Below are 10317 nucleotides of genomic sequence, written 5' to 3'. Positions count from 1 at the left end.
TTGACATCCTCGCCGCCCTGAAGGACGGCGATTCCCGCCTGCCGCGCCGTTGCAGGCTGCGGTGTCGAGTGGGTTCCTGCTTCGCCGCGCGGTGCCGGGACGAGTCCCGGTCTTACCTGCGCTCCACAGGCTGACACGGCCAGTCCGGCCGCCCTGGCGATGTTGACCGCCGCGTTGATGTCCCGGTCCAGGACGGCCCCGCAGGCCCCGCAGGTCCACACACGGACGTGCAAGGGCTTGGGGCCGTCCTTCACGCCGCACTGCGAGCACACCTGAGACGTGGGCTCGAAGCGGCCGATGCGGACGAAGGTGCGCCCGTACCGTGCGGCCTTGTACTCCAGCATGCTCACGAACGCCGACCATCCGGCGTCGTGCACGGACTTGGCCAGGCGCGTGCGGGCGAGCCCCTTCACCGCCAGGTCCTCCACGGCGACCGCTTGGTTCTCGCGGATCAGCTTCGTGGAGAGCTGGTGGTGGAACTCGCGGCGCGCGTCCGCGACACGTGCGTGTGCCCGTGCGACGCGGACCCTGGCCTTGTCCCTGTTCTTGCTGCCCTTCTCCTTGCGGGACAGGTCCCGCTGGGCCTTCTTGAGGCGCTTGGCGGCCCGGCGCAGGAACCGCGGGCTGTCGGCCTTCGTCCCATCCGAGAGGACCGCAAAGTGCCCCAGCCCGAGGTCGATGCCCACCTCGGGCATCGACTGCGGCAGCAGTTCCCCGGGGCCGGTCTCGACGACGAAGCTCGCGAAGTACCGGCCCGCACTGTCCTTGACCACGGTCACCGTGGACGGGGTGGAGGGCAGGGATCGGGACCACTTGACCTTCAGGTCGCCGATCTTCGGCAGACGCAGCTTCCGCCCAGGTGTGATCGACCAGCGGGCGTTCGCCGTGAACCGCACGGACTGCCGGGTGTCCTTGCGGGACTTGTACCGGGGCGCACCCATACGCGGGCGCTTGCCCTTCAGCCCGTCGAAGAAGTTCCGGTACGCGGTGTCCAGGTCGCGCAGCGACTGCTGGAGGACGACCGCCGAGACCTCGCCGAGCCAGGCCCGCTCCGGGGCGTTCTTCGCCTCGGTGATGAGCGCCTTCGACAGGTCCCCGGTCTTGGGGAACGGCAGCCCCTGGCTGCGGGCGGTCTCCCGGGCGCGGAGCGCGTCGTTGTAGACCACCCGCGCACACCCGAACGCCCGTGACAACGCGCTGCACTGACCGGCGCTCGGGTACAGGCGGAAGCTGTACCGAAGCTGCACGCCGATCATGCTACACAGTTGGTTTATGGGTATCGATGAGAACGTTCGTACAGGTCGCCACTGCATCTTCCGCATGCACGTCCACTTGGTTTTCGTGACGAAGTACCGGCACTCCGTCTTCGGCGACCGGCACCTGACGCGGTGCGAGGAAATCATGCGGGCCGTGTGCGAGGACTTCGAGGCCGAGCTGGTCGAGTTCAACGGCGAGAACAACCACGTCCACCTCCTCGTGAACTTCCCGCCGAAGGTCGCCGTGTCCAGGCTGGTGAACTCCCTCAAGGGCGTGTCCTCCCGACGCCTCCGTCAGGAGTTCCCCGACCTCGTCCGCCATTACTGGCGGGCACAACGTCTGTGGTCCGGCTCGTACTTCGCCGGGTCGGCCGGCGGTGCACCGCTCAGCATCGTGAAGCAGTACACCGAGCAGCAGAACCGGCCGCTCTGACCCGGGTTGAGGTGAACAGTGCCAATCCATGCACACGGCTGAGGTCAGAGCAGTTCTCAGATTCGCTTCACCACCGGGCTGAAGCCCGGTGCACTGCGAATAGTCCCAGTAGCGGGAGAGCTGGGCGAAGACGGGTTCGCCGTCCTTGAAGAGGGAGTCGACGTGGTACTCCGTGCCGTGGACGAACTCCTCGACCCGGTACTCGTGCCGGTCGTCGCCCATCTCGTCCCAGACGCGCGCCAGCGCGTCGGGGCCGTCCACCCGGTAGGTACGGCCGCAGGCCCATCCCGCGTACGGCTTGACGACGACGGGGTAGCCCGCCCGCGCGGCGAACTCCTCGACCGCGCCGATGGTGTCCGGGCGGCAGGACCGGGCGACCCGCACGCCCAGTTCCTCGGCCCGCCGGTGCATCACGTTCTTGTCGCGGAAGTTGAGCGCCCGGCCGGGGGTGAGGCCCGGGATGCCGTGGTCGCGCCGGGCCCGCGCGGCGGGCAGCACATCGCCCTCGAACAGCGGGAAGATCCGCTCGACGCGGTGCTCGGCGACGATCCCGTCGACGGCGGCGCGTACGGCCGCCGGGTCGTCGAGGTCGGCGTGGTACTGCGCGAGGCCCTCGGCCTCCGGTGCCTGCCACCCGGTGGGCAGCAGCACGACGGTGGCCACACCCAGGCCGGCGGCGGCCGTCACGACACTGCGGAACTGGGCGGCGTAGCGGCCGGCGGCGGGCCGGTAGACCACCAGGATCGAACGGTTCATGGCCTTCTCCTCATCCACGGGGCGCGGTCGACGGGGCACCGAACAGCTCCACCCGGGAGAGGGAGCCGTCGAGGATCCTCGGCGGGTCCCAGCCGGCGCCGAGGTCGGTGAGCGCCTCCGTGAGCCGCCCGAGGGCCAGCTCCACCTCGTCCCGGCCGCTGGACGCCGCCCTGGCCTTCGAGCACGGCCGGGTCAACGCCTACGCGGGTGCGTACGAGGACTCCCTGACCGCGCTGGACAGGGCCCTCGGGCTGCTCGGTGAGCCGGGCCCGGAGCCGGCCCGGGCCGGCGAGTGGGCCGAGTCCGTCCGCCTGGCGGGTGTCGTGGAGGGCGTCTACCTGGAACGCCCCGCCCCCGCCCTCACCCGCCTCGACGCGGCGATCACCCGCCTGACCGCCCTGGGCCACACGGAGCCCGTCAGGGAACTGACCGCTCTCGCGGCGAGGCTGCGCGACGAGGAGTGATCCGGTGCACCCGGTGCCGGGGCGACAGCCACCTCGGCACCGGGCGGCGGGCACCGCGATCCGCGAGCCTCTTGCCCCCTTGCGGTTCGCCGCCCGGCCACCGGCTCATGACGGCTGCCGGGCACTCTTCGACTCGTCGACGAGGGCCGCCGCCCACAGCCTTCTTACCAGCCCGAGTGCGGCATCGACTGTCGGCGGAACCTCGGTGACCAGGTCCTGCGCCAGTTCCGGGTAGCTGTCCCGCCACCGGGGAGGGGGGTCAGCCAGTTCGCCCGGCACCTCGTGTGTGGCGCGTACCGTGAAGACGTGCCGTACGACCTCCACCAGTGCGGCGTCGCCGGGCAGGCCGTCTTCTGCCAGCAGGACAAGGTCCACCAGGTCTTTGACTCTCGTGTTGGGACGGTCGCCGTAGTCGCGGGTGAGGGCGTGCAGCTTTTCCGCGAAGTGCTGTCGGCGGTCCACTGTCTCGATCGCACGCTGCGGGGTGCCGGCGAACCCCAACGTGTTGGGCAAGGGGAGAAGCTCCGTCCGTGCGATCTCCTCACCACGGTCCACGACATCCACCCTGACCCCCGTGAACACCTTGCCCGCGAGGTGGGCCTCGACGGAATACCGCCAGCCGCCACGGCCAACCGCGTCCGCCGTCAACGCCACGGGCGGACCGACCCGGAAGCGGAACCCATCGGCGTCCAGGTCTGCCGCCAAGGCGTCGATCAGCAGCTCGCGGACCCCATGGCCCTCCGCGTCCGAGCCATCCGCCGGTCTCAGCGACAGATCCAGATCCTTCGTGGTGCGGGCACGTCCGGTCAGGCGGAACTCCATGGCCGCGCCGCCCTTGAGAACCCAGCCGCCGGCCCGGTCCTCCGCGAGACGAGCCGCCATACGGTCGAAGGCGACGAGGCGCCGGCTACGGGCGAGATCGGTTCCCGACCTGTCGGCATCCTGCTTCAGCCGGGTTTCCAGGGCACGGCGCAGATCGGCGGCGTTTCGGTACCGGCCGGTCACGACGACGCCGCCAACGCCCGCTCCACGCCCAGTTCTGCGCGCGGGCCCAGCAGTTGGGCGGCGTGGAGCAGCCTCCGGCGGGAGGTCGTCCCGCGCTCCAGCGCCTCGCTCACCGCTGCGTCCAGGATGTCCTGGTCCTCCCCGGCTGCCGCGCACTCGGCGATGGCGCGCGGCGGTGCCGTCACCCGGTATCCCATCCGGTCCTCGATGTCCGGCTGCGTCAGTTCGGCGCGGTGAAGGATCACCGCGTCCGACTTCTGCCGGAAGCCGCGGGGCACGGTGAGGTGGATACGGGCGGGGTTCGCCGTGCCGAGGTCGTGGGCCGAGAGTGCGGTGGTGTGAGAGACGACGGCTCTTCCCTTGCTCCACAGTGACCAGCGCACCAGCTGTTCGTCGCCTTCGTCCGGCAGGTCGGAGAACTCCCTGAACCTGTAGAGCGCCCGGTCGATCACCAGCCAGTTGCCGCGCTGGGCGTGGTAGCGCTGGGCCTGATAGGAGTACCCGGCGTCCACCGCCTGCGCGGCGGTGAAGTAGCCGCGCTGACCAGCCGCGGTCCGCCAGAGGGCAGCTCGGCTGTCGGAACCGTCCTTGAGCACATGACCACCTTGAGTCAGTCGCGAAACTCAAAGGATACTTTAGTTTGACGCGCCCCGCTTGCGCAGAACTAACGTGCTACACCTACACCTACTCCATCCTCGAGTACCGCGACGAGCCCGGCGGCACCGTATCCCGCAAGCACGGCCTGTCACCGGCCGAGCAGCGCATCCTGGACCTCAACACCGTGGTGCTGCGCGGCTTCGGTCTGGGCACCGGCGTCGTCCACGCCGAGTTCTTCCTCCTCGACGACGGCGACGTGGTGTTCGGGGAGGCGGGGGCGAGGGCCGGCGGCGGCTCCATCGTCCCCGCGATCGAGGCCGGACGCGGGATCAACCTCGCGGGCGAGTGGTGCCGCCTGGAACTCGATCCGGCGCACCGCACGGAAGCACGACTGGGCCCCGAGATCGGTACCGAGTACCTGGCCTCGGACCGGTACGGCCTCGTCACCGCCATCACCGGCCCGGACGAACTGAAGTCACTCGACAAGGTGCTGGACGCCGACGTGTGGAAGACGGTCGGCGACGTCATCGCCCCGCCGACCGCCTCCAACGACGTGCTGGGCTGGTACGTGTGCGAGGGCACCGACTTCGAGGACGTACGGGCCCGCTTCAAGACCGTACGGGACGCCTTCCGTGTGGAGACGGCGCCGGCTGCCCCCGGCCCGGGCGTGGGCGAGCCGGTCGGCGCCGCGGCGGACGGGCGGGCGGGCGTGACCGATGTGGCTGACGCGGTTCAGGGAACTCCCCGCGGCGCTCCGGGTGCTGTTCCTCGCCTCCTTCATCAACCGCGCGGGCATGTTCGTCTTCCCGCTGCTCGCCGTGTACCTGGTGCGCGGCAAGGACCTCAGCGCCGGCGAGGCCGGCCTGCTGATCTCCGTCGGCAGCACCGGCCTGCTCGTGGGCAGCCTGCTCAGCGGGCCGCTGTGCGACCTGCGCGGCAGGCGTGCGGCCCTGCTCGGCTCGCTGCTGCTGAACGCCGCGGGGTACCTCGGGCTCGCCGTGCCGGACGGGCCCCCGTGGACGTACGCGGGGCTGCTCTTCGTCGCCCTGGTCGGCATGGGCATGTTCGGACCGGCGGCCAACACCCTGGTCGCCGACCTCACCACGCCCGAGCAGCGGCCGTTCGCCTACACGGTGAACTACGTCGGCAACAACCTCGGCATGGGCGTCGGCCCGCTGCTGGGCGGCCTCGCGGCGGCGTACTCGTACGACATCATGTTCGCGGGGAACATCCTCGCCGGCCTGGTGTGCGCCGTGCTGATCGCCCTGTGGGTGCCACGCGACCGGCACCGCAGGGTGGGTAACCGCAAGGACAGGGCGCGCCCCGGCCCGCTCGGACATCACCACGTCCTGCTGGTGGTGCTCGTCTCGTTCTTCTACGTGGTGCCGCTGATCGGCCTCGAGTACACGCTGCCGCTCGCCGTCACCACGGTCCTGGACGAGTCCGCGGGGCTGGTCGGCGCCGTCTACACCATCAACAGCGTCGTCGTGGTCGGCCTCGGGCTGTTCCTGGAGAAGCGCATGCGGGGCCACGGCACGAAACTGCTGCTCCTGGTCAGCGGAGCGCTCTGGGCAGCGGGTCTGGCCGTCATCGTCGTCGCCTTCTCGCTGCCGGCGATCCTGCTGTCCACGGTGATCTGGACACTCGGCGAGATCATCGTCTCGGTGATCGTGCCCACCTACGTCGCCGACCACGTCGACGAACGCCGGGTCGGCACCTTCATGGCGCTGAACGGCTTCGTCCTGGGCCTCGCCCGGCTCGCGGTGCCCGCGGGCCTCGGCGCCCTGTGGACCGCCCACGGCCACCAGCCCGTCTTCCTCACCCTGCTCGCCGCGCCGCTCGTCGGCATGGCCGCCTACGCCGTCCTGCGGATCAGGCCCGCGACCGCCGCCCTCCCGCCGAAGACGGCCGAGGCGCCGGCCACCACCTGGACCAACCGTCCCGAAGCAACGACGAACACAGGGGGAAGTACCCGTGAACCGCACCAAGTTCCTGCTGTCCGAGGACCAACTGCCCACCACCTGGTACAACGTGGTGGCGGACCTGCCCAAGCCGCTGGATCCGATGCTGCACCCCGGCACCCGGCAGCCCCTCACCCCGGACGACCTGGCGCCGCTGTTCCCCGCGGAGCTGATAGCCCAGGAGTTCTCCACCGAACGCGAGACGGACATCCCCGGCGCCGTGCTGGACGTCTACCGGCAGTGGCGGCCCAGCCCGCTGGTGCGGGCGCGCCGCCTGGAGCGGGCCCTGGACCGGGCGCCACCGAGCCGGCCGGCTCCGGTCGGAGCGCCTGCGAACCGCGTGGTGTAGGACGGCGCGACACGGTACCGGGCGGCGCCGGACGCGGGACGGCGTGGCGGGGGAGCCCCCACGTGTGGAGGAGGACGGACCGGGTGGCGGAGGGGCGTCAGATCCGGGCCGTCGCCTCGCGTACCGCCGCGGTCAGCAGGGCGACGCCCTCGGTGATGCGGGCCGTGGTCAGCGCGGCGTAGCCGACCAGGAACGTCGGTTCGGCCGGCGGGTCGAGGACGTAGTAGCCGGACGCGGGGTATGTCCGGACCCCGCGTGCGGCCGCCCGCTTCACGATTTCCTCCTCCGGCACCCCGCGCGCTCCCGTGAAGGTGACCAGGACGTGCAGCCCCGCCGCCTCCCCGGAGATGAGCACCTCGGCGCCGAAGTGCTCGTACAGTGCCTCCAGGAGCCGCCTTCTGCGCTGCCGGTAGAGCCGCGTCATCCGGCTGATGTGCCGGGCGTAGGCGCCCGTCGCGATGAAGTCGGCCAGCGTCTCCTGGGACACGGCCGGGGTGAGCCGGTCGGTGATCCACTTGATGCCGAGGAACGGCCGTACGAGATGCGGCGGCAGCACCGCGTACCCGATGCGCAGTGCCGGGAAGAGCGTCTTGCTGAAACTGCCGACGTAGACGACGGTGTCCCGGTGCCGTTCCGCCGCGAGCGCGGGCAGCCGCTCGGCGGTGAAGGTGAACTCGCTGTGGTAGTCGTCCTCCAGGACTGTCGCACCGCGCTCGTGCGCCCAGGCGATCAGGGCCCGGCGGCGCGGCTGCGACATGATGAAACCGGTGGGGAACTGGTGCGACGGCGTCACGTACACCAGTTTCACCCGCTCCGGGTCGTGCCCCTGGGCGCGCACCCGGGCGTCGATGTCCGCGACCCGCAGACCCTCCTCGTCGACGGGCACGGGCACGACGGCGGCGTCGGAACACCCGAAGACCTGCCGCAGCACGGTGTGGCTGGGGTCCTCGATCACCACCACGTCCCCGGGACCGACCAGTAACCGCACCAGGATGTCCAGCGCCTGGGTGGCGCCGCCGGTCACCATGATGGTCTCGGGCCCGGCGTCGACGGCCCGGCTCTGCCGCACCAGTGCGGCGATCCGCGCCCGCAGGGTCGCCGAGCCCTCCGCCGGTCCGTAGCCGAGCGTGGACGCGTCGGCCCGCCCGTAGGCCTCGTGCAGCGACTGGCGCCACCGGGCGACCGGGAACGCGGCGAGCGCGGGGGTGCCGTGCCGGAAGTCGAGGACGTTGCCGGGGTGGCGGAGGACGGGCGGCGGCTCCCACGGCTGCCAGAGCGGGTTGCCCTCGTCGGTGGGCCTGGGCGGGGCGGGGACCGTCTGCACGGTTCCGGACCGGCCCCCACCACTCGCGGCACGCCCCGCCGTGCCGTCGGCGGGGAGCTCGGCCACACGGGTGCCCGAACCGCGCCGGGCGGTCAGGATCCCCTGGGCGCGCAGCAGTTCGTACGCCCGGATGATCACCGTACGGGAGACGCCCAGCTGCTGGGCGAGTTCCCGCGAGGCGGGCAGCGCGTCGCCGGGACGCAGCCGCGCCGAGCGCACCAGGGCGGTGACCTGGTCGCACACCTGCTGCTGGAGTGTCGCACCGCCCTCCCGGTCCAGAGAGATGAGCAACTCGGTCGATCCCATGACGTCCGTCCCCCTGAAGTCTCCCCCGAAGTCCCGCCCGGCGCCCGGCCGGTGGGTGCGCGGAGGTCAGCCGCGCAGTTCCGCCAGCACCGCGTCCGTGAAGGGCGGCCACGCCTCGGCCGCCCACGGCCCGAAGGCACGGTCGGCCAGCGCCACGCACGCCGCGCCCGCGTCCGGGTCGATCCACAGGAACGTGCCCGACTGGCCGAAGTGGCCGAAGGTACGCGGCGACGACGACGCGCCCGTCCAGTGCGGCGACTTGGAGTCGCGGATCTCGAACCCGAGCCCCCAGTCGTTGGGGTTCTGGTGGCCGTAGCCCGGCAGCACCCCCTTGGTTCCCGGGTACTGCACGGTCATCGCCGCCGCGACCGTGCGCGGGTCCAGCAGACGCGGGGCCTGCACCTCGGCGGCGAACCGCAGCAGGTCCTCGGCCGTCGACACACCGTCCTTCGCCGGGGAGCCCTCCAGCGTGGTCGCCGTCATCCCCAGCGGCTCCAGCACCGCCTGCCGCAGATACTCCCCGAACGGGATGTCCGTCGCCCTGGCGACATGGTCCCCCAGCTGTTCGAACCCGGCGTTGGAGTACAGCCGCCGCTCTCCGGGCGCCGAGGTCACCCGGTGCTCGTCGAAGGCCAGCCCCGAGGTGTGCGCGAGCAGATGCCGCACCGTCGAGCCGTCCGGGCCCGCCGCCTCGTCCAGCTCGATCGCACCCTCCTCGTACGCCACCAGCACCGCGTACGCCGCGAGCGGCTTGGTGACCGAGGCCAGCGGGAAGCGGTGGGCGGCCGGGCCCCGGGTGCCCAGGACGGTACCGTCCGCCCGTACGACACCCGCCGCCGCGGTGGGAACCGGCCAGTTCTCGATCAGCGCGAGACTCTTCAACGACATGCCACCGAGACTAAGCGCTCACAGCGTCAGCTCCAGCAACGGGTCGGGCCGGCGTCTGAAGCCCAGGGAGACGTACAGCGGTTCGGCCTGCGAGGAGGCGGTGAGCCGGACGCGGCGCACGCCACTGTCACGGAACCATTCCAGCAGCGCCTGCACACAGGCGCGCGCGTACCCGCGACGGCGCGCGTCCGGATCGGTGGCGACGCTGAACACGGAGCCGTCCAGACCGTACGGGTTGCGCGCGCCGCCGATGCGGTAGTCGACGGTGCCGGCCACCAGGGCCGCCAGCGCGCCCGGCCGCTCCGGATGGTCCACGACGAACGCGGCGAAGTTCCCCTCCGGCTCGGCCAGTCTGGCGCGCAGCACCGGAAGGGACTCGGTGTGCCAGCGGGTGGACGGGCCGGATCGGGCCATCGAGTCGATCATCACCTGACGCAGCCGGAGCACTTCCTCCGCGTCCTTCGGCGTCGCACGGCGTACTGAGGTCAGGCCCGCACGGTAATCAGCCACCGCCCTCCGCGTCCCGTTCATTTCCCGGCTGCGCCGCTTGCCTGGAGTGCACTCCAGCGTTCTAGCGTGGCGGCATGTTGCGTCCTGAAAGCTGGTCCAGGCTCGCGGGTGGAAGTCCCGTCCGGGTAGACACCGGAGTGCCCGGTAGCAGGTCCCGGTTCGTCGTGGAGACGCGGCGGGCTGAGCGGGATGTCGAGTGCCTCTTTGGAGGGAGCAAGCACGCGGGCCGTAGCGTGAAGCGAACCTTGCAGCCTCGTCACACGTACAGCGGAGAAGCCGAGCCCCTCATGTCCGGGCGAAGGCCACGTCCCGAGGGCCCTGTTCCGGGGTCAGCCTTCGGGGTTCTCCCGGGGTATGGGGGGCGGCACGTGTGCACAGTCTGGGCCGGAACAGGAGAGACCCGTCTGACCACGCCTGGCATCGGGCAAGAGACCGGACGTATAAGCCGATGGTGAAGTCGTCCGGAGG

Annotated in this window: 10 protein-coding genes and 2 pseudogenes; 5 read left to right on the top strand and 7 right to left on the bottom strand. The window is 71.3% G+C overall.

The annotated features are described in order from the left end of the window. The coding region (locus B9S61_RS15380; RefSeq protein WP_258039666.1) for a transposase at positions 1-1247 on the bottom strand (1247 nt) is incomplete at its 3' end. 25 nt (positions 1248-1272) lie between these two features. On the opposite strand from B9S61_RS15380, the gene tnpA reads away from it, so the two are divergent. From tnpA to B9S61_RS15365, 3 genes and pseudogenes are all read left to right on the top strand, one after another. After that, positions 1273-1689: an IS200/IS605 family transposase gene (gene tnpA, locus B9S61_RS15375; protein ID WP_103542771.1), complete on the top strand. Its 417-nt coding sequence runs from the start codon at positions 1273-1275 to the stop codon at positions 1687-1689. A gap of 162 nt (positions 1690-1851) precedes the next feature. Further along, positions 1852-2556, top strand: a complete 705-nt coding sequence (locus B9S61_RS41565) for a hypothetical protein (protein ID WP_219819916.1) — start codon at positions 1852-1854, stop codon at positions 2554-2556. A 41-nt stretch (positions 2557-2597) separates the two neighbouring features. Continuing rightward, positions 2598-2909 (top strand): annotated as a pseudogene (locus B9S61_RS15365) (hypothetical protein); the annotation flags it as partial. Positions 2910-3014: 105 nt separating this feature from the next. Here B9S61_RS15365 and B9S61_RS15360 read toward each other — a convergent pair. The 3 genes from B9S61_RS15360 to B9S61_RS41560 all read right to left on the bottom strand — a co-directional run bounded on the left by B9S61_RS15360 (position 3015) and on the right by B9S61_RS41560 (position 4887). Further along, positions 3015-3914, bottom strand: coding sequence for a nucleotidyl transferase AbiEii/AbiGii toxin family protein (locus B9S61_RS15360; protein WP_258039665.1), 900 nt, complete (start codon positions 3912-3914; stop codon positions 3015-3017). Continuing rightward, positions 3911-4510 (bottom strand): hypothetical protein, encoded by a 600-nt coding sequence (locus B9S61_RS15355; protein ID WP_103542768.1) that lies wholly within the window; start codon positions 4508-4510, stop codon positions 3911-3913. Before B9S61_RS15355 ends, B9S61_RS15360 begins: the two co-directional genes overlap by 4 nt. Positions 4511-4659: 149 nt before the next feature. After that, positions 4660-4887 (bottom strand): hypothetical protein, encoded by a 228-nt coding sequence (locus tag B9S61_RS41560; protein WP_219819917.1) that lies wholly within the window; start codon positions 4885-4887, stop codon positions 4660-4662. On the opposite strand from B9S61_RS41560, the pseudogene B9S61_RS43450 reads away from it, so the two are divergent. Together B9S61_RS43450 and B9S61_RS15345 are read left to right on the top strand one after the other, a co-directional pair. Then, positions 4810-5142, top strand: a pseudogene (locus tag B9S61_RS43450) (hypothetical protein); the annotation flags it as partial. The gene B9S61_RS41560 and the pseudogene B9S61_RS43450 sit on opposite strands and share 78 nt — an antisense overlap. An 85-nt stretch (positions 5143-5227) precedes the next feature. Then, positions 5228-7003 carry an MFS transporter gene (locus tag B9S61_RS15345; RefSeq protein ID WP_258039664.1) on the top strand — a complete coding sequence of 592 codons (1776 nt, stop codon included), beginning with the start codon at positions 5228-5230 and terminating at the stop codon, positions 7001-7003. On the opposite strand, the gene B9S61_RS15335 is transcribed toward B9S61_RS15345, so the two are convergent. The 3 genes from B9S61_RS15335 to B9S61_RS15325 all read right to left on the bottom strand — a co-directional run bounded on the left by B9S61_RS15335 (position 6919) and on the right by B9S61_RS15325 (position 9828). Further along, the gene (locus B9S61_RS15335; RefSeq protein WP_103542767.1) at positions 6919-8451 is read right to left on the bottom strand and encodes a PLP-dependent aminotransferase family protein; all 1533 of its coding nucleotides are present in this window, start codon (positions 8449-8451) and stop codon (positions 6919-6921) included. The genes B9S61_RS15345 and B9S61_RS15335 overlap by 85 nt on opposite strands. A 66-nt stretch (positions 8452-8517) precedes the next feature. After that, positions 8518-9339 (bottom strand): serine hydrolase, encoded by an 822-nt coding sequence (locus B9S61_RS15330; RefSeq protein WP_103542766.1) that lies wholly within the window; start codon positions 9337-9339, stop codon positions 8518-8520. 18 nt (positions 9340-9357) lie between these two features. Then, positions 9358-9828 carry a GNAT family N-acetyltransferase gene (locus tag B9S61_RS15325; RefSeq protein ID WP_103542769.1) on the bottom strand — a complete coding sequence of 157 codons (471 nt, stop codon included), beginning with the start codon at positions 9826-9828 and terminating at the stop codon, positions 9358-9360. Positions 9829-10317 lie beyond the last annotated feature (489 nt).

The organism is Streptomyces sp. SM1, from assembly GCF_002910825.1.
Classification (GTDB): Bacteria; Actinomycetota; Actinomycetes; order Streptomycetales; family Streptomycetaceae; genus Streptomyces; species Streptomyces okerensis.
The sequence above is the reverse complement of the archived record's forward strand: the minus strand, read 5'-3'. Positions and strand labels throughout refer to the sequence as shown.

Bases quoted from the DNA above. Each gene is read 5' to 3' on its own strand.
- tnpA (WP_103542771.1), top strand. From the start codon at position 1,273: ATGGGTATCGATGAGAACGTTCGTACAGGTCGCCACTGCATCTTCCGC.
- B9S61_RS15345 (WP_258039664.1), top strand. From the start codon at position 5,228: ATGTGGCTGACGCGGTTCAGGGAACTCCCCGCGGCGCTCCGGGTGCTG.
- B9S61_RS15335 (WP_103542767.1), bottom strand. From the start codon at position 8,451: ATGGGATCGACCGAGTTGCTCATCTCTCTGGACCGGGAGGGCGGTGCG.
- B9S61_RS15330 (WP_103542766.1), bottom strand. From the start codon at position 9,339: ATGTCGTTGAAGAGTCTCGCGCTGATCGAGAACTGGCCGGTTCCCACC.